Raw genomic sequence first — 16,954 nt, forward strand, 5'->3', positions numbered from 1 at the left:
GTCGGAAAGGAACCATCATGATCACCACCCACGCCCTGAGCATCCTCGTGCTGGCCCTGGGCCTGGCCTTCGTGCTCATCTGCGCTGGCCATGTGTACCTGCAGGGTAAGCTCAACGAAGTCAACGCGCGACTTGTCGCCCTGGAGCAGGGAGCCGACAGCGCCACTCCCGGGGTCGCCAACCGCAGCGCCGCCACCAGCCCCACCGCCTCGAACTAGGGAGGACCCATGAGCGCCACCATCCTGTCCATGGAGGCTGTCAGCCTGTCGTTCAAAGACAAGCGCGTGCTGAACAACCTCACCTTCGCCATCCCGCGCGGCGAGGCCTTCGGTTTCCTGGGGCCGTCGGGCGCCGGCAAGACCACCACCATCAAGCTGCTCACCCGCCAGCTGAAGCGCGACGCAGGCCGCATCAGTCTGTTCGGGCGCCCCATCGACAACGCCACCAGCGCCGATTACGAGCGCATCGGCATCCTGTCGGACACAAGCGCCCTGTACGAGCGTATGTCCATCGCCGACAACCTGCGCCTGTACGCCCAGTTGCGCGGAGCAAGCCAGCGCCGGATTCCTTACCTGCTGGAACGCATGGGCCTAGCCGACGACCAGAAAACGCTCATCAAGAACTGCTCGAAGGGCATGCGCCAGCGAACCGCCCTGGCCGCCGCCCTCATCCACGAGCCCGAGCTGCTATTCCTGGACGAACCCACCAGCGGCCTTGACCCGGCGGCGCGCGCGGAGGTGCACCGCATGCTGGCTGAACTGAGCGGCAAAGGATGCACCATCTTCCTGACCACCCACGACATGGCCGAGGCCGAAACCGTCTGCGACCGTGTGGCCATTCTGGACCATGGCGCCATTGCCGCCTGCGACAAGCCCGAAGCGCTCATGTTGCGCTATGCTCGCAACCGCATCGTGGTGAAGACGCGCACCCGCGGCACCGTGGAAACGTCGAAGGACGCAGCCGGAGCCGCCGCGCTGGCCGAGCTGCTGGAAGCCGGCGAGGTGCTGTCCGTGCATTCTGACGAACCCAATCTCGAGGAAGTGTTCCTCGAGCTGACCGGAAGGGAGTTCTAACATGAACGCCTCTGTACGCAAGCTCGGTGCGCTCATGGGCAAGGACGTTACCGACATGCTGAAGAACCCCACCATGATCGTCTGCATCGTCATGCCCGTGGCCTTCGTGCTGCTGTACCGCTACATCATGGGCAACGTCGGCGGCTCCATGGGGATGATGGGCGGCGCCGACATGGGCGCAGGCACGGACGCGGCAACCGTGGAGAGCCTCATCACCTACGTGCTGCTCAACACCGCTTTGTGCATGACCATCGGCATGACCAGCTCGGCCACGCTGGTGTACGGCCTGGCCGAAGAGAAGGAGAAGCACACCCTGCGCACCCTCATGCTGGCCAACGTGAGCGCCGAGCAGATCATGCTGGCGCGCGGGCTGGTGACCTTGGTGGTGACGGCCGTGGTGGAGGCGCTGTGCTTCTTCGTCAGCGGCGCGCCGATGCACCTGTTCGCCCCGTACATGGCCATAGGCGTTCTGGGGGCGCTGCCCATCATCTTGCTGTCGCTAGTACTGGGTCTGGCCTCCCGCGACCAGATGACGGCCGGCCTGTACAGCGTGCCCATCCTGCTGGTGGTGATCGCCCCCATGTTCAGCGGCTTCTCCCCCATGCTGGGCGACATCGCGCGCTTCCTGCCCACCGGCGGCGCCGCGAGCCTGCTGCGATTGGCCACGGAAGGCGCCCTCTTCGGTTCGGGAGCGGTGCTGCCCCTGGCGGTGACCGCCGCGTGGATCGTGCTGGGCCTGGTAGTGTTCAAGCTGCTCTACCGCAAGCTCGCCACCGACAACTAGGGCGCAGTGGAATCCCGCATAATCGGCACCTTCGTGAGGTTTTTTGCACGAACCTGCCGATTATGCGGGATTCCATCGCCTGCCGACGGGGGCGCGCCTTGCTGGCACGCGCTGCCGGCCCGCATTGCCGGCGCGTTACCGGCGCCCCTTCGGTGAAGAACCGCTGGAGGTTCCGCTCCGACAACGGGATTGCGCGTCGCCCCGCGCGGGGGTTTCTGCGACAATAGCCCTCGCGCCTCTGCTTCGGCAGGACGCGCCCACCGGATTCGCGCTCGAGCGGCACGCGCAACACGCCGTTCATCCCCCGCGCATCCGCCACCGCACAACCATGCACGAAAGGCAGCACCATGTTCGTTGACCAGCAGTTCTTCGCAGGAATCCAAGATACGGGCGAGGGGGCACTCCTCACGGACAAGGCCCTCATCGAAGCGTTCTCCAACGCCGGCAGCCTGCATGGAGCCATGGTGGGCCAGTCGGGGCTGGACAACCAGCGGGTGAACCGCGCATGGGTGGTGCTGAACTGGAAGCTTGAGGTGCTGCCCGGCACGCGGCGGCCTCTGGCCTGCGAGACCTACACCGTGCGCACCTGGGCGCGCTCCTACAGCCGCGCCTTCGCCCTGCGCGACTTCGAGGCCTTCGACGCCGACGGCAACCTGTTCGCCCGGGGAACGTCGAAGTGGTCCATGGTGAGCCGCAGCGACCGCACCATGATAAAGCTGATCCCAGAGATAATGGAATGCTATGGCCTGGAGGACCGCGCCGCCTTCCCACCCGACCAGGACAAGTTCGACCGCATGCGCATCCAGGCGAATCCGGTGCGCGAGGTGCTGTTCCCCATCACGAAGTCCATGATCGACTGCAACAACCACGTACACAACTCGTCCTACCTGGACCTGGTCACCGAAGCGCTGCCCGAAGGCGTTGACCAGCGGCTGTTCGACCATCTGGAAATCGCCTACCGCCACGAGATCATGCCGGGCTCCACGGTGCGCCTGGGCTACGTGCCGCTGGATGGCGAAGGGAACGCGGCGAAAGATGCAGCCAGCGCAAGCGCCCATTTCGTGACCATCGAAAGCGCGCCCGAAGGCGAAAGCGCCCCCCTGCTGCACGCGACCGCCCTCATGCGCTAGCGCCGTGTTCTACAGGAAAGGTCCGCTATCGCGCCAGCAAGGCGCTGGCGTTCGACAGGCGCCCGCACCGGCAGCCATCCAAGCAGAGAAACGGGGCGGCCCAACAGAGCCGCCCCGTTGCCGCATGCGAAGGAGCAGATGCAGACTACGCGGCGAACATCTTGATAATCGCCGCGACGCCCGCGCCGGAAACGTTCGCATTGGCGATAGCGCCGCCGCCCGGACCGTTGCCCGTGCACGTGCAGCCCATGGTGTAAGACTGCTCCCCGTCGCTTTCGGCGATGTCGGAAACGGACGCGCTCATGTGCTGTCCGCCCATGCTCAGCGACAGCTCGCTGCATACCGCCTTCACACCGTAGTCGGGCATCGAGGCGCACAACGTGGTGGCAGCCTTCGCGAACACGCCCGTGATGCACGCGTTGGAGGTAACCTTGTCCTGGTCGAACGCAAACTCGCCCACAACAGCCTTGGGAGCAGCCGCGACAGCGCCGACCTGGCCCTCGGCTGCGGCCTCGACGATCGTCGGCTGAACAGGAGCTTCCAGGGGCGCGGCGAGAGCCGCCGATGCGCCGCCGGACACGAGGGCCGCTGCGCCCAGCACGCCTGCAAGAGCCTTGGGAGCCTTAGCTTCCATCATTGTTCCCACCTTCCTTACTCGACAACCACGGTGATAGGCGTAGGCACCTTCTGCCAGCCCTCTACCGCGTCGATGGCACTGGCGTACAGCACGTAGGTGCCCGGCTTCTCGGGCTGCCAGTCCACGGTCCACGTCACCCACTGGTACGGGTCCAGCGTCTCGGGAACATCCACGTAGCTCCAGGTCCGACCGTAGTCAGCGCTGAACGCAAGCTGGCCCACGCGGTGACCGCCCTGGCCCCAAAGATAGGCGTAGCCGCTCAGCGACACCTTGCCGTTCTCCATCTTCAGCGTCTCGCCTTCGTTGATGGGATCCATCCAGCCCAGGTTGATGGCAATCGAACCGTAAGGGTGCCACGCCTCGGTAGAGCTGAAGGCGTTGATGTTGGTGGAGTCGCCGCCGGAAAGCTTGCTGCCCGCCGCCTTGGAGATATCCCATTTGCTGGCGTAGCCTTCCTCGGGCCTGAAGCCGATCTCGGTCAGCCATTTCACCCAACTGCCGCCGCCGATGCCGGGCAGGGCGATGGTGGCCGGGAAGCCGTCGAACTCGCTCAGCGGCTCGCCCCAGTACTCGAGCATCACGATGGCGTCCAGCTCGTTGAGGATGGTGTCGATGCCGTTCATCTTCGAGCCGGTGCCGAAGCCCACGTCGCCCCAGCCGTCTGCACCGAAGAAGTCGACGGACTGCATGCCCTCCTGCAAGCCGCCGCACGCGTCGACGATGTCCTTCACGCGCACGCCTTTGACGGGCATGTTCTGAATCTGGTAGCTTCCCAGGCCGTTAGCGCTGCACGAGATGGTGATCACGCGCTCGGTCTGCGGCAGCGCCTGCAGTTCCTCCAAGGTGAAGGAGCGCTCTTCGTTTACGCCCGTCACCTTCAGCGCCCAGGTGCTCATGTCGATTTCGGGCACGGCGTAGTTCGATGCGCTGTAGGCATCCTTCTTGTCGCTTACGTCCTGCGTCATCTTGGACACCTCGATGGGCATGTTGCTCTGCACCGTAATGCCGGCAATGGTGTCGGTGGTAAAGCCGCGACCTTCCATCCATGCCGTCGTCAGCTCGGCGCTGGCGTTCTTGAAGCCGCCGAACTCGGGGCTGTAGCGGTACAGGTCCCACATAACGTACTCGCCGTTGGAGTTGATCGCATGGCAGTTGAAGCAGGTGCCGCCCAGCTCCTCGGCGAAGATCTCGTTGGTGTAGTGGGCCCCGTGGATGGAATCCATGATAGACATGCCCATGAAGGGGTTGCCCTTGTGGCAGCCCTGGCAATCAAGCCAGTTGGCGTTCTTGCCGTAACCAGGCTCGGTGCTTGCCAGATGCACCAGGTTGCCACGGTCGACCACCAGCTCCCACAGATCCTCGTGGCACGAGTTGCACCCACGGTTGCCGCTGTTCATGTAGTTCTTCGTATAGTAGTTTTCGGGGTAGATTCCCGAGCTTTCGTCGGCGAAGTTCGCATAGCCGAAATCGAGCGCTGCGGGCTCGTCGGTGGGCTCCTCCGCAGCTTCCGCCTGGGTCTTCGCATCCGACTGGGGCGTCGGCTCGGGCTTGGCCTGCGGCGCGCACGCCACCAGAGCAACCAGCGCAAGGCTCACGACGCCAACCGCCAGGATCTTCCTGAATCGCGTCATATCAAACCTCCCTCTCTCATCGTATTCCCTTCTCCTACCCCGGCGCAGCCCGTGCTGCTCCAGGAAAGCAATCGGGCCCTCTAGCTCACCCCCTTGCGCCCGGACCTTCGCTGCCACAGTCTAGAAAGAGCCGCCGAAAGTGGGTTCGTCAAAAGCTGACGATTGTTGAGTAGTTGGTAAAAAGGGCTTTTGAGCTGGAACGTTGCAATGCATTTCCACCCAAAACAAGCAGACCCCAAACTCGAAGACTTGCCGCCCAGGCCCCCAATACCACATTTTTGACGAAGGGCGCTGAAGCCGCCTGCCCTACAATGAGGGCGAATTCGCAGGCTAGCAAGGAGCGTCTATGAAAGCAGCTTCGGCATCGGAGTCGCCCGCAAAGCAAACCACGCAGGAAGACGTTCGCGGCGAACTTCCGCTGTTCGCCGTGGCCGCATGCACGCTGGCATTCCTCACGCTCGTCCACGAGTTTGGCTACGCCTTCGCAGGCGGCTTTGCCTGGTTAGCAGTGGACGGATCCTATCTCAGCTGCCTCCTTCGGTCGGTGGGCATAGGGCTTGGGGGCACGGTTGCGCTCGCCCCCTTCGTCCGCTTGCGTGCCGAGTGCAGCCCGCAACGGCTCGCCATCTGCCTCCTGGGAGCCGTTCTGGCGTTGTGCGCCCTCTCCTACGTCGCCATCGGAGCATCGTGGCCGATCGAGATGCTCTGTCTCGTGGGCATGGCCGCAAGTGCCGCCGCCACCGTGCTGCTTGCCCTGTGCATCAGCTTCTCGGGCGGCATCCCCGTTCGCACCTTGGCCCTGGGACTGGCCTGCACCATCGCGTTGGGCATGGTTGCGGAGTATGCCGCATCCGCGATAGCGCATCTCTGGCCACTGGCTATCGTGGCGGCGTTTCACCTCTCCTTTGCCGCTGCAGCTTTGATGGTCGTCGTGCGGAAGCGACCCTTCGAGCGGAAAGCGCCCTCGGACGCTCCGGCCGCACGACCAGGCCAGCAAGCCGACCGTTCGGAAAGCGCATCGGCGAAACCGCCGCGTCCATGGCAGCCGATCATCCACTTTCTCTGCTACGGCTTCGCTATAGGGTTTCTCCATACCGCGTTGGGCGTGTTCCGCATCCTCGGCCCCGAGCGCTACCTGTTCTCCCTGCTTGGGTCGGCCTTAGCCGTCGGGCTGCTGCTGGCCACGTACACGCGGGCTACCGCGACCTCGCGCGAGGTATGGACGAATCTGCGGCGCATCGTGTTTCCCCTTATCACCGGATTCGTTATGATCACGTCGCTGTTCCACAGCTTCTTCGCCTACACGTTTTTGTACGTATCTTCGTGCTACTACGGCTGCCTGTTCGTGCTGGGATGCGTGTTCGCCATGGACCAGACCGTCGTGCCGCGGCTCCGGATAGCTTCGGTCGGATTCATGGTTCTTGGGCTGGGGCTGACGCTGGGGTCGCTGTGCGGAATCTTCCCCCTGCTGTTCGACCAACGAGACGACCAGGCGATCTTGTCCTTCTGCATCATGCTGGCCTTCAGCGCGGTGACGCTCGGCACGTTTTGGATAGGCGACGACCACGCGCTGCGAACCTGGTGGGGACTAAGGCGGAAGCTAACCGCGAAACAGTACCGCGACCAGGAGATACGAAAACGCTGCCGCAGCATCGCAAAAACCTATCTGCTCAGCGAGCGCGAGGAGGAGGTTCTGCTGCTGCTTGCCCAAGGGCGCAGGGCCGCGCAGATCAAGGACGACCTGTCCATTTCCGTCACCACGGTCCGCACGCACACGCGCAACATCTACAGCAAGCTGGACGTGCATTCCGCCAAGCAGCTCGCCGACGTGGTGGAGACAACCATCCCTTGATGTTACACTCCCGACTGGTCCTAAACGATGCGGAAAGAGAAAGGCCCGCCATGCGCACGTTCGTCGCCCTCGAGATTCCCGACTGGTACGCCGACGAGGTTGCCGAATTCACGCGTTCGTTCGGCCCTACGGTGGAAGGCCGCTTCACGCCGCGCGAAAACTACCATGTCACGCTCGCATTCCTGGGAAACACGCCTGAAGCTGTGGTGCGCCAGGTCATGGACGCGATGGACGAGCTGGCCCGCATCGCGCTGCCGGCCACCTTGGAGCCCGACCGCTTGGGCACCTTCGGGCGGCCGCACGACTGCACGCTGTGGCTGGGCTTCAAGCGCACCGACGAGCTGGACGACCTCGCCCGCGACCTGCGCGAACGTTTGAGCGCTCGCGGCATCCCCTTCGACGAGAAGCGGTTCATGCCCCACCTCACCCTGGCCCGCCGCGTGCAGCTGCCCGAAGGCTCCCTGCCCGCCGCGGGTTTCCCCGGCCGCTGCCGCACCGCGCGCGTCACGCTGTTCAAGAGCACGCTGCAGCCCGAAGGCGCCAGCTACCAGCCCCTCTACACCGTAGAGCTCCCCGACCTCCCGCGCTAACCAACGGGGCAGCGCCCACGCCCCAACCGCAAGCATCTACACCAGAAGGCTCCTACGAGGCTCGGCATCAGCGAGCAAGGCATCCGCCACCGCAGCCGCTTCCGAAACGCCTTGCTCCCCGAGCAAAGCTGCCGCCAATTCGACCGCATCGCCAAATCCTGAGGCAAGCTCCGCGTACATACTTCGCGCCAGCCTCTCCGGCACGCCGACTTGGCTTGCAGTCTGGAGAACATCCTCCCCGCACACGTCGTCGATGCGCCGAGAAGCGCACAGCGCCATACCCATCTGCCGATCGAGCTGAGAGTATACCGTTGTACAGGTAAGATCGTAGAGCGGCGAGAGCATGCGTGACTTCCAGTCCTCGCTCCAGAGGATAGAACGGTTCTTCAAATGGTTGTCGCAGTTCCCCAGCAGGAAATCCAACACGAGCGTCTGGAACAGCAGCATGCGGTCGCCGAACGGGTTCGACGAAGCCCTTTGCAAAACGGAAGCCGCAAGGTGCGGATAGCGGCCATCGGTCGGTTCGTACTTCAGGAAAGTCGGCAGCCCGGCAGCCTGGCACAGGTCTTCCTGATGAAGCCGCATGGGCATGGAAAGCCCGTCTATCAGCGGCGCATTGTCGGCAAGAACCCTGTCGAATCTCTCGACGGCGAGAAGGTATCCGTGCTCGGTTTCGATAAGCTCGGTTACAGGCACCGTAAAGCCAAGCTTGCGTGCTGCCTCCATGCAAAGCGCCTCGTTTACCAGCTGGTTTTCGAAAATACCGCTTGCTGCCTTCACGATGTGGGTGGAAGGGGCGGACCCACAGGGAACGAACCATTCCGCAGTCCCCGATTCGTCCGTTCGATACAGGCCCACCTTGCTCTGCGCCCCCGCCAAGGAAAGCCGCGATTCCATTCCCAGCTGCAACGCCACCTTGCGAGGCGCCCCCGCGAACGCCGCAAGGCCGTCCTCTCCAAACAGTTTGTAGGAGGCCTGCGCCGGCCTCGCTTCCGTCTCGAGCACAAGCGCCCCGACCGACTCATCACTCAGGCGCGCAAGCAATGCGGCGTAATTATCGCGCGCAGTACGGGTCGCCTCGGCCAACAGCGTGCGCGCCGCCTCCTCCGGCAATAGCCCGTCGAAGAATCGCGCCGTCTCTACAGAACCATACGGCTCACTGCGGACAGGAAGGGAGACCGATATCGCATGTTCTGGATACTTATGCACATAGTCTTCATCGTAGCGAAACGAAAGCTGCGGGTATGTGCCCTCAAGAAACCCTACGACCTGGCGTTTTCCCTGAAAATCCCTATGCACCCGGATCGACCTCATCACTCCTCACCTCTTCCAACGAGAAAGAGGTCGATGCCAAGACCCGTACAGAGGCCGAGAACCGTCTGGACGGCAACCGTCCCCCGGCCTCGCTCTATCTCGCCAATCAGACGCGGGCTGACGCCCATCATGGCCGCTATCTGCACCTGCGTATAGCCAAGCTTCTTTCGGCGCGCCCGAATAATCTGCCCCAAATCGACCGAATTCCAGACTGGCTGCCTTGCCGCTCCAACGACATCTGCTTCCATGCTGCGCCCCATCTCATCTTTTCACACCTAACGACTGAGCCGTATCTTACCTATAAGGAAGATATGGTGAGAGTATCACGAAATAGCACCTATAGGGAAGATTCCTGCATTTTTCAAGATAATCTTCCCTATAGGGATTATTCAACTCCCCACACATAAGAAAAAGGCGGACCCCCGTGGGGTTCCGCCCTGGTTGCACGCCTGAGGCGCGAGGCGATCGATCCGCACCGGCAAAGCGACTACGCGCTCTGTGCGGGCTCCAGATCTTCCATGCCTTCAGCCAGCTTCTCCACTTCCGCGACGTCTTCCACGTCGATGGACTGCGGGTCGGCTAGCTTGCCCTTCTTGTCCAGGTTCGCAGCCACCACGAAGCCGATGACGCCCACGATGACCATGAGGCCGCCCAGCAGCAGGTTAATCGGCAGGCTCTCGTAACCGGTGAGCAGCGTGAAGTTGCTCAGCACCAGGAACATGACGTAGCCCATGCCCACAAGCGCGATGATGGGGGCGATGGTGGTCTGGAACACGTTGTGGCCGTAGCCCGGCTCGCTGTTGTGCTTGCGCATGTACATGATCACAGCGATGCAAACGGCCAGCTCGAGCAGCATGATGCCCACGATGGCGATGGCGGAGCAGATGGCGCCGATCTCGCTGTAGGGATCAAGCTGGAACAGGGCCAGCAGGAAGGCAAGGCACAGGCTGAACACGATGTTCACCACGGCCGCCACGAAGGGCGACTTGTGCTTGTTGGTCTTCTCCAAAGCCTTCGGCAGCAGGTCGGCGCGGCCGAACGCGTACAGGTAGCGGGAGCACATGTTGTGCGCGGCCATCCAGGACGCGAAGTTGGAGATGATGAGCAGCCAGTAGAAGATGTGGCCGATGGCATCGCCGCAGTGGGACACGGCCACGGACCAGTACAGGCCCGCCGGGTCCTCGCCGGCCAGCGCAGCCACGTTCTCGGGACCCACGGCGGCGCACACCGACCACGCGGACAGCGAGTACACCAGGCCAATCACGATAACAGCGGCGTAGGTGGCGCGGGGAACGGTCTTGCGCGGGTTCTTGGTCTCCTCGCCGAAGATAGCCGTGGCCTCGAAGCCGATGAAGCACAGGAACGCGAAGCACACGCCCAAGCCCGGCGCGCCGGAGAAGAACACCTCGGGCGAGAAGCACTCCAGGGAGTACGCGCCGATGCCGTCCTGCACGAGCACGCTGATGTCGACGATGGCCAGGATGGTCACCTCCAGCACCAGGCACACCATGAGGAACTTCGTACCGCCCTCAATGCCCAGGTAGCTGAACAGCAGGATGATAGCGGCGAATATGAGCGAGCACACCCACCAGGGAATCATGACGCCCAGCTCCTGCTCGAAGATCTGCGAGGCGAAGGTGCCGCCGGCGCTGACCAGGTAGACGCACAGCAGGTTGTAGGCAGCCACGGCGATGTAGCCGGCGGCGGTGCCCAGCTTCTTGCCCATTCCCAGCGAAATGTAGGTGTAGAACGCGCCGGCGTTGGTCACGTGGGACGCCATGGCGGTATAGCCTACGGAGAACAGGATGAGGATAACGCCGATGAACACGAAGTCCAGCGGAGCCGCGGCACCGTTGCCCAGGGCGAAGATGAGCGGCGTGTTGGTGGCCGAAGCTCCCAGCGGAGCCGCGGCGGCGATAACCAGGAACACCAGCGGCAGCGTGCCGATCGCACCGCGCTTGAGCTGGTTGCCCTGGCCGTTCTTGTCAGCCATAGTAGTTTCCTTTGTCCAAACGTACAGATGACGTTTTGCTGTTCCGAAGGTCCTCGGAGGGCGGGCACATCTCCTTGGCTGCGAACCGCGCGCATGGTTAGCATGCACGGTTCTTGCGGATGCGCTTTTTGGGGCACTCGCTCGCCTTGCAGGACTCCTCGCTCAACCGACGTCGCGCAAAGGCTGCACCGGCCTTTCCGATGCATCTCCGCAACAGAAAAACGTTGGATGAACGATACTCCAATTAGTCATTCTTCTATTCGTGAAGTTACAACTTATTTACAAATTTCTGCGTAAAAGACGGCTAATATGAACGGGTCGTGTATCAAACGCTCCGCGCTTGGAACGCTTTTCGGGTGCGATCGGCCTTCCGACCAGCCGCTTTCGAAGCGGTGCAAGACAGCGGCAGGCAACCGAGCCCCTTCCGGTCAACTGCGCGGACGGCAACCTATGGGGAGGCCCATCCATGCAGGAACTCAATGACAGCAAAGTCATCTACGCCTTCGCGCCCAACCTGGAGCCGGCGGTCACGGTGCCTTCGGGCGAGACTGTGCGCATCCGCACCAAGGACTGCTTCGGCAACCAGATCCAGACCGCCGACGACGTGCTGGACGAGATCGACTGGGATCGCATAAACCCGGCCACCGGCCCCATCTACGTGGAAGGCGCCGTGGCGGGAGGGGCGCTGAAGGTGTCCATCGACCGCATCGAGCTGGACCCGCAGACCGCTTCGTGCACCGGCGCGGGCGAGGGCGTGTGCGGCGACTACTTCGATGCGTGGTCGACGAAACTGTGCTCCATCGACGGCAACGAGCTGGTGTGGAACGACTCCATCCGCATCCCGCTGGCCCCCATGATCGGCGTCATCGGCGTGGCGCCGGCAGGCGAGCCCGTGAACTGCGGCACCCCGGGCAGCCACGGCGGCAACATGGACAACACTGCCATCGGCCAGGGCGCCACGCTGTACTTCCCCGTGGCCGTGGACGGTGCGCTCTTCGGCTGCGGCGATATGCACGCCTGCATGGGCGACGGCGAGGTGAGCGTCTCCGGCGCCGAGGTTGCCGGCTGGGCCACGGTGACCCTGACCGCGCTGCCCGAGCTGGCGCTGACCGACCCGCTGATCGAAACCGTAACCCACCTGGGCGTTATCGCATCGGCCGAGTCGCTGGACGCCGCCGCCGACCGCGCCGTGCACGAGATGGTGGACCTGCTGCACGACCGCACCGGCGCAGGCAAGGACGAGCTGATCATGCTGCTGTCCCTAACCGCCGACGTGCAGGTATGCCAGATGGTTGACCCGGAGAAGACCGTGCGCTTCATGGTTCCGAAGTACGTGCTGGAGGGCCTGGGCTTCACGCTGTAGCATCAAGCCGGTACCGCGCCGACCGCGATCCCGCGCCCGCAGCACGCTCCGGCTTCACCCTGAATCACGCATACCGGGCATGTTCGTGCACTTTTTTGCGCGAAGGTGCCCGAAATACACGCTTTACCCCACGGGGGATGCGCTATGCTTCTCCCTTGCCAGCCTCAACCAGAGAGAAAGGGTTCCCATGGCAGAGATTCGCGAAGAGTACGTGGACTACAATGGGTTCAAGACCTACTGCAAGATCGTAGGCGAGAACCAACCGGGCAAGAAGACCCTGCTCATCCTGCACGGCGGCCCCGGTGACTGCCACAACTACCTGCTGCCCTACGCCGAGATGGCCGACAAGTACGGCCGCCAGATCGTGTTCTACGACCAGATCGGCTGCGGCAAGTCCATGATCCCGCACCAGGAGGACGACTTCTACACCTACGACCTGTGGGTCAACGAGTTCTACGCCGTGCGCAAGGCGCTGGGGCTGGACGACATCCACCTGTTCGGCAACTCGTGGGGCGGCATGCTGGGCATGCTGTGCATGATGAAGGACGACACCGGCGTGAACTCCTTCGTGATCAACTCGTCGCCCGTGCTGATCCAGACCTGGCTTGACGAGGCGAACCGCCTGATCGGCTACATGCCCGAGGACATGCAGAAGGCCATCGCCGAGGCCGAGCGCACTGGCAACTACGACACCCCCGAGGCCAAGGCCGCCTACGACGAGTACTACAAGCGCCACGTCACGGGCGTGTACGAGAAGGACTACCCCCAGTACCTCAAGGACAGCTTCGCCGGCGTGGGCGAATGCTACATGATCATGCAGGGCGCCAGCGAGTTCGTGGTGACCGGCAAAATGCGCGACTGGGACATCCGCGAGGGCGTGAAGAACATCAAGGTGCCGTGCATGGCGCTCTCCGGAACCGACGACGAGGGCACCCCGCTGGTCATCAAGGAAGGCGTGGATCTCATCCCCGGCTGCGAGTGGACTCTCATCGCCGGCGCACCCCACATCGCCAACCTCACCCACCCCAACGAGTGCATGGAAGCCGTGGAGAACTTCATCAGTAAGTACGAGTAAGGCGTCAATACCTTCAATACCTAAAACGGTTAAGCCCAAGGCGCCCCGCCTCCCATAGACGGGGCGCCTTTGCATAGGGCCGCTTAAAGGCCTGATGAACGCCCCGTCTTTCGGCGCAGACCGTCAGACAAGCCCTGCCTCTTCGTACACGATGCCATAGTAAGATTCCAGATGGTCGAAGAACTCCTGCGGGCTTGCCACCTTCGCATGGGCATGCACGAAGTCGCCTTGGTTGCGCGTGAGTATATAGTCGGCCTTAACCTTCTCGGCGCAACAGTCAACAAGGCAGCCTTCAAAGTCGGACCATTTCCTTTCCGCGGCACGCCGCAAATCCCCGAAGTCAACCGAACATACCTCGAGCCACTGGAAGCTTTCCTCGAAGGCGCTTTGGATGCGCTCGCTGCTATAGGTTTTATGCAGCACATGGAAGATGTCGATGAGCGATTTGGCCGACGTCCATAGCTCGGCATCGCCGAACTCTCGCATGACCAGAAGCTTCTTGGCAATGTCGCCTTCCGAAGGTCGCTGCGTATACAAATCGATGAGCACGTTCGTATCAAGCAAAAGCCGCATAGCGTTCATCCCTCGCTTCCCGAAGCTGCTCGTCAAGCGCCCGATCGTCCTCGGCAGGTCCAACGTGCATCGCCTCAAGCGCAGATGCTATGCGATGGATCTGTTCTTGGGTCAGCTGCCGAGGCGCGACCGCTCCTTCCCCCAAACGAGCACCCGCCCGAGGCAGCTTTCGCTCGGCGAGCACGTATTCGTAAGCAGCGTTCACCAGCTGCGAGAGCGTCGACCCCATTTCGCGCAGAAGGCTGGTCACCTGCTCTTTCACCGCAACCCTGGCTGTTCGCTCGCCACTCTCCGTCCAGCAAGAAAGGGGATCACCATGCCCGAGGCGGTCAGCACATCGAATATCGTCCTTTTCGAATCCTCCGACGGGGAAGTGAGGTTGGATGTCGCTTCTGACAGAGAGACTGTTTGGTTGAGCCAACAGCAGATGGCGAGTTTGTTCGGCACGACAAAGCAGAACGTCAGCCTTCACGTCAACAACTGCTTCAAGGAAGGCGAGCTGCAGAAAGAAGCAGTTGTCAAGGATTTCTTGACAACTGCCAAGGACGGCAAGAAGTACAGCACAGCCCACTACAACCTAGATGTCATCATCTCGGTTGGCTATCGGGTGAAGTCCCAACGTGGGGTGGAATTCCGCCGTTGGGCCACCGACGTTCTGCGCCGCTACATCGTGGAGGGCCGAGCCGAGAACGAAAAGCGCCTGGCACAGCTAGCCCAGGTCATTTCGGTTATGGAACGCTTTCCGCAAGAGATTGGCGCCTCGCAGATCCTCGAAATAGTGAGGAGCTACGCCGGCCCTCGATCTGCTGGACGACTACGACCATCAGCGTCTCGCACGCCCCGACGGATCCGCTGGCGTATACGTGCTCTCCTACGAGGAATGCCGCGACCTTATCAACAGTCTGCGTTTCACTGGTGAAAGCGACATCTTCGGCGTGGAGAAAGATGACTCTTTCCAGAGCAGCATCGCAGTCATCTACCGATCCTTCGGCGGCGTCGAGATCTATCTCTCGGTTCAGGAAAAGGCCGCGAGCCTGCTGTATTTTGTAGTAAAGAACCACTCGTTCCACGACGGGAACAAGCGCATCGCAGCCAGCCTCTTCCTATACTTCCTCGACCGCAACGGGATTCTTTACGAGAACGGCCGCAAGTGCATCGGCGACAACGCCTTGGTGGCTACCACCATCATGATCGCAGAATCACGCCCTGACGAGAAGGAAGCCATGGTCTCGCTGGTAATGAACTTCCTAGCGCTCGGCAATCAATAGGGAGAATCGAAGAGCGCAAGCCTTCGACTACGATTATTCGGCTCTAAGCACCAAGCCCCGGCCGTAATCCGACGAGCATCCCTCTGGGCCACCCTTGCGCGAGAAGCTGAAAGGGACACCGATGTTCAAGAGGGTCGTGCAAGGACGGCCCACCATAGAGCCCAGTAGCTGATGGCTCGCATGCGCGGCAAGCTGGGGGTTTGCTGTGCCAAAATGCCCGTGCAGCCCTTCTCCTCTATTCTGCTGGCGACAGGCGCTGGCAAATCTCGAGGGTGCGCTTGTACTCTTCCTGGAACTCGCCCACCGCCAAGAGCTCATCGATCTGGGAGAACGCTTAAGCCAGGCATAGAGGGCGGACGCAGGGAGGTGGCGAACGCAAGCAGGCGCAGGGGCGCAAGCAAGCACAAGCGCCCGCAGCAAGCGCCCGCCACATGCAAAACCGGCGTTTTCAGCCAAAAAATTTTCGCTCTCTGACCAGGACTTTCTCAGAAAACCACCTGGTCAGTCCCCAGTTTTTAACTGGCTGAAATTTCCGCTTTTACACCTCAACTGGCTGATGTTTCCGGTTTTACATGGTTTTGTGGAAGACGGGGGGCTGACGGCCTATTCGAGCTTCAGCTCGTCGTACACCAGGCCGTGCTGTTCTTCCGGATAGTCGAAGAATTCCTGAGGGCTTGCCACTTTGGCGTGCGCACGGACGAAGTCGCTTTGGTTGCGAGTGAGCAGATAGTCGGCTTTCACCTTCTCGGCGCAGCAGTCTATAAGGCAGTCCTCGAAGTCTGACCAGCCGCGGCTTACCGCACTCAGCCCGCTACCCCTAGCCTAACTCTATCAAATCGTAATCGTAGCCTTCCGGGCGGTAGGCGTCGCAGAACTGCTGCGGGGACAGAGCCGCCACGGGCGAGTTGCGGAAATCGCGAAGGTTGCGTGTCACGACCAGGTCGACGCCGTGACGATGAGCGGCCCACGCCAGCATCGCGTCCTCGAAGTCGCTAAACGGATTGCGAAGGGCGTTGCGCAGGTCGGCCTCGGTCGCATCCAAGACGGTCAGCAGCTGGGAAATACCCTCGATTGCCTCCATGGCCCGCTCGTCCGAGGCGTATTTGCGAGCCGCCAGCGCGTACTGCACCGTGGCCGTTTCGGAAGCAACCATGCACGGCTCGAATCCACGCAGCAGCATAACGTCTAGGGCCTGCGCGGAATACAGCACGTCTTCGGTGGCGCCAAGAATGTCCACGATAACGTTGACGTCCAGAAGCACCCTCATTCTCGAACCCCCGGAGCGCACTTCTCCAACGCATGAGCCCGATACTCATCGCGCGCATCGCAACCCGCCTCAAGGGGCGCAGACCCCACGAGCTGCCTCAGCCTCAACCGCTTGCGAGCCGTCTCTTCGCATGAGCCAGCATCGTCCAGCATCCACGAAGGAACCTGCTGCTCCCGCTCAAGGTACTGATAAAGCCGCCGAACCGCTTCGGTAGCCGACAGCCCGTTCCGGTCGAGAACCTGACCCCCATGCCGTTTCAGCGATTCGTCCAACCGCGCATTGATGGTTCCAGCCAAAGCCATAGCCGCCTCCTTTTCGCCTATGATAACATATTTGCATTACGTAATGCAAACAAAAGGCAGCCGTCGGCGCTCGCTAGAGCACCCCTCCAACCGGCCTTCGCG

General features: G+C 62.1%; 19 protein-coding genes. 10 read left to right on the top strand and 9 right to left on the bottom strand.

Translation table 11 applies throughout. From position 1 onward, the window contains the following. The first annotated feature begins 17 nt into the window (after positions 1 to 17). The 4 genes from NFR41_RS03975 to NFR41_RS03990 all read left to right on the top strand — a co-directional run bounded on the left by NFR41_RS03975 (position 18) and on the right by NFR41_RS03990 (position 2,987). Entirely contained in the window at positions 18 to 218 is a 201-nt protein-coding gene (locus NFR41_RS03975; RefSeq protein WP_251230797.1) for a hypothetical protein, read from the top strand. Positions 219 to 227: 9 nt separating this feature from the next. After that, positions 228 to 1,073: an ABC transporter ATP-binding protein gene (locus tag NFR41_RS03980; protein ID WP_160213112.1), complete on the top strand. Its 846-nt coding sequence runs from the start codon at positions 228 to 230 to the stop codon at positions 1,071 to 1,073. A 1-nt stretch (position 1,074) separates the two neighbouring features. Next, positions 1,075 to 1,857 (top strand): ABC transporter permease, encoded by a 783-nt coding sequence (locus NFR41_RS03985; RefSeq protein WP_251230798.1) that lies wholly within the window; start codon positions 1,075 to 1,077, stop codon positions 1,855 to 1,857. A 347-nt stretch (positions 1,858 to 2,204) separates the two neighbouring features. Next, positions 2,205 to 2,987, top strand: coding sequence for an acyl-[acyl-carrier-protein] thioesterase (locus NFR41_RS03990; RefSeq protein ID WP_251230799.1), 783 nt, complete (start codon positions 2,205 to 2,207; stop codon positions 2,985 to 2,987). 145 nt (positions 2,988 to 3,132) lie between these two features. On the opposite strand, the gene NFR41_RS03995 is transcribed toward NFR41_RS03990, so the two are convergent. Then, the gene (locus NFR41_RS03995) at positions 3,133 to 3,624 is read right to left on the bottom strand and encodes a hypothetical protein (protein ID WP_251230800.1); all 492 of its coding nucleotides are present in this window, start codon (positions 3,622 to 3,624) and stop codon (positions 3,133 to 3,135) included. A 14-nt stretch (positions 3,625 to 3,638) separates the two neighbouring features. Continuing rightward, a complete protein-coding gene (locus NFR41_RS04000) occupies positions 3,639 to 5,255 on the bottom strand; it encodes a molybdopterin-dependent oxidoreductase (protein ID WP_251230801.1) in 1,617 nt (538 codons plus the stop codon). 346 nt (positions 5,256 to 5,601) lie between these two features. Between NFR41_RS04000 and NFR41_RS04005 the strand changes: the two genes are divergently transcribed. Both NFR41_RS04005 and thpR read left to right on the top strand, forming a co-directional pair. Next, positions 5,602 to 7,107, top strand: coding sequence for a LuxR C-terminal-related transcriptional regulator (locus NFR41_RS04005; protein ID WP_251230802.1), 1,506 nt, complete (start codon positions 5,602 to 5,604; stop codon positions 7,105 to 7,107). Positions 7,108 to 7,157: 50 nt separating this feature from the next. Next, a complete protein-coding gene (gene thpR, locus NFR41_RS04010) occupies positions 7,158 to 7,697 on the top strand; it encodes an RNA 2',3'-cyclic phosphodiesterase (protein WP_251230803.1) in 540 nt (179 codons plus the stop codon). A 36-nt stretch (positions 7,698 to 7,733) separates the two neighbouring features. Here the strand turns inward: thpR and NFR41_RS04015 are convergent, their stop codons facing one another. The 3 genes from NFR41_RS04015 to NFR41_RS04025 form a co-directional block, all read right to left on the bottom strand. Then, positions 7,734 to 9,011 (bottom strand): HipA domain-containing protein, encoded by a 1,278-nt coding sequence (locus NFR41_RS04015; RefSeq protein ID WP_160213116.1) that lies wholly within the window; start codon positions 9,009 to 9,011, stop codon positions 7,734 to 7,736. Then, positions 9,011 to 9,259, bottom strand: a complete 249-nt coding sequence (locus NFR41_RS04020; RefSeq protein WP_160213117.1) for a helix-turn-helix domain-containing protein — start codon at positions 9,257 to 9,259, stop codon at positions 9,011 to 9,013. Before NFR41_RS04020 ends, NFR41_RS04015 begins: the two co-directional genes overlap by 1 nt. 239 nt (positions 9,260 to 9,498) lie before the next feature. Further along, positions 9,499 to 11,004, bottom strand: a complete 1,506-nt coding sequence (locus NFR41_RS04025) for an APC family permease (RefSeq protein ID WP_251230804.1) — start codon at positions 11,002 to 11,004, stop codon at positions 9,499 to 9,501. Between the two features lie 466 nt (positions 11,005 to 11,470). Between NFR41_RS04025 and NFR41_RS04030 the strand changes: the two genes are divergently transcribed. Next, on the top strand, positions 11,471 to 12,367 hold the full coding sequence (locus tag NFR41_RS04030; RefSeq protein WP_251230805.1) for an acetamidase/formamidase family protein: 897 nt from the start codon (positions 11,471 to 11,473) through the stop codon (positions 12,365 to 12,367). Between the two features lie 187 nt (positions 12,368 to 12,554). Next, positions 12,555 to 13,442, top strand: coding sequence for a proline iminopeptidase-family hydrolase (locus tag NFR41_RS04035; RefSeq protein ID WP_251230806.1), 888 nt, complete (start codon positions 12,555 to 12,557; stop codon positions 13,440 to 13,442). A gap of 123 nt (positions 13,443 to 13,565) precedes the next feature. Here the strand turns inward: NFR41_RS04035 and NFR41_RS04040 are convergent, their stop codons facing one another. Next, positions 13,566 to 14,015: a type II toxin-antitoxin system VapC family toxin gene (locus NFR41_RS04040; protein WP_160213124.1), complete on the bottom strand. Its 450-nt coding sequence runs from the start codon at positions 14,013 to 14,015 to the stop codon at positions 13,566 to 13,568. A 316-nt stretch (positions 14,016 to 14,331) separates the two neighbouring features. Between NFR41_RS04040 and NFR41_RS04045 the strand changes: the two genes are divergently transcribed. Together NFR41_RS04045 and NFR41_RS04050 are read left to right on the top strand one after the other, a co-directional pair. Further along, complete coding sequence (locus tag NFR41_RS04045; RefSeq protein ID WP_251230807.1) at positions 14,332 to 14,934, top strand: virulence RhuM family protein; 603 nt, start codon at positions 14,332 to 14,334, stop codon at positions 14,932 to 14,934. Further along, positions 14,879 to 15,283, top strand: a complete 405-nt coding sequence (locus NFR41_RS04050) for a type II toxin-antitoxin system death-on-curing family toxin (protein WP_251230808.1) — start codon at positions 14,879 to 14,881, stop codon at positions 15,281 to 15,283. The genes NFR41_RS04045 and NFR41_RS04050 overlap by 56 nt, the downstream gene beginning before the upstream one ends. Before the next feature lie 603 nt (positions 15,284 to 15,886). Here the strand turns inward: NFR41_RS04050 and NFR41_RS04055 are convergent. The 3 genes from NFR41_RS04055 to NFR41_RS10575 form a co-directional block, all read right to left on the bottom strand. Further along, entirely contained in the window at positions 15,887 to 16,024 is a 138-nt protein-coding gene (locus NFR41_RS04055) for a hypothetical protein (protein ID WP_251230809.1), read from the bottom strand. 76 nt (positions 16,025 to 16,100) lie between these two features. Then, complete coding sequence (locus NFR41_RS04060) at positions 16,101 to 16,550, bottom strand: PIN domain-containing protein (RefSeq protein WP_251230810.1); 450 nt, start codon at positions 16,548 to 16,550, stop codon at positions 16,101 to 16,103. Beyond that, a complete protein-coding gene (locus NFR41_RS10575; protein ID WP_432762686.1) occupies positions 16,547 to 16,852 on the bottom strand; it encodes a type II toxin-antitoxin system RelB/DinJ family antitoxin in 306 nt (101 codons plus the stop codon). Before NFR41_RS10575 ends, NFR41_RS04060 begins: the two co-directional genes overlap by 4 nt. Positions 16,853 to 16,954 lie beyond the last annotated feature (102 nt).

Origin of the sequence: Adlercreutzia aquisgranensis (assembly GCF_943193145.1) — a bacterium.
GTDB classification, from domain to species: Bacteria; Actinomycetota; Coriobacteriia; order Coriobacteriales; family Eggerthellaceae; genus Xiamenia; species Xiamenia aquisgranensis.

Bases quoted from the DNA above. Each gene is read 5' to 3' on its own strand.
- NFR41_RS04030 (WP_251230805.1), top strand. From the start codon at position 11,471: ATGCAGGAACTCAATGACAGCAAAGTCATCTACGCCTTCGCGCCCAAC.
- NFR41_RS03990 (WP_251230799.1), top strand. From the start codon at position 2,205: ATGTTCGTTGACCAGCAGTTCTTCGCAGGAATCCAAGATACGGGCGAG.
- NFR41_RS03980 (WP_160213112.1), top strand. From the start codon at position 228: ATGAGCGCCACCATCCTGTCCATGGAGGCTGTCAGCCTGTCGTTCAAA.
- NFR41_RS04025 (WP_251230804.1), bottom strand. From the start codon at position 11,004: ATGGCTGACAAGAACGGCCAGGGCAACCAGCTCAAGCGCGGTGCGATC.
- NFR41_RS03975 (WP_251230797.1), top strand. From the start codon at position 18: ATGATCACCACCCACGCCCTGAGCATCCTCGTGCTGGCCCTGGGCCTG.
- NFR41_RS04040 (WP_160213124.1), bottom strand. From the start codon at position 14,015: ATGCGGCTTTTGCTTGATACGAACGTGCTCATCGATTTGTATACGCAG.
- NFR41_RS04035 (WP_251230806.1), top strand. From the start codon at position 12,555: ATGGCAGAGATTCGCGAAGAGTACGTGGACTACAATGGGTTCAAGACC.
- NFR41_RS04005 (WP_251230802.1), top strand. From the start codon at position 5,602: ATGAAAGCAGCTTCGGCATCGGAGTCGCCCGCAAAGCAAACCACGCAG.
- NFR41_RS03995 (WP_251230800.1), bottom strand. From the start codon at position 3,624: ATGATGGAAGCTAAGGCTCCCAAGGCTCTTGCAGGCGTGCTGGGCGCA.
- NFR41_RS10575 (WP_432762686.1), bottom strand. From the start codon at position 16,852: ATGGCTTTGGCTGGAACCATCAATGCGCGGTTGGACGAATCGCTGAAA.
- NFR41_RS04045 (WP_251230807.1), top strand. From the start codon at position 14,332: ATGCCCGAGGCGGTCAGCACATCGAATATCGTCCTTTTCGAATCCTCC.
- NFR41_RS03985 (WP_251230798.1), top strand. From the start codon at position 1,075: ATGAACGCCTCTGTACGCAAGCTCGGTGCGCTCATGGGCAAGGACGTT.
- NFR41_RS04020 (WP_160213117.1), bottom strand. From the start codon at position 9,259: ATGGAAGCAGATGTCGTTGGAGCGGCAAGGCAGCCAGTCTGGAATTCG.
- NFR41_RS04000 (WP_251230801.1), bottom strand. From the start codon at position 5,255: ATGACGCGATTCAGGAAGATCCTGGCGGTTGGCGTCGTGAGCCTTGCG.
- NFR41_RS04060 (WP_251230810.1), bottom strand. From the start codon at position 16,550: ATGAGGGTGCTTCTGGACGTCAACGTTATCGTGGACATTCTTGGCGCC.
- thpR (WP_251230803.1), top strand. From the start codon at position 7,158: ATGCGCACGTTCGTCGCCCTCGAGATTCCCGACTGGTACGCCGACGAG.
- NFR41_RS04015 (WP_160213116.1), bottom strand. From the start codon at position 9,011: ATGAGGTCGATCCGGGTGCATAGGGATTTTCAGGGAAAACGCCAGGTC.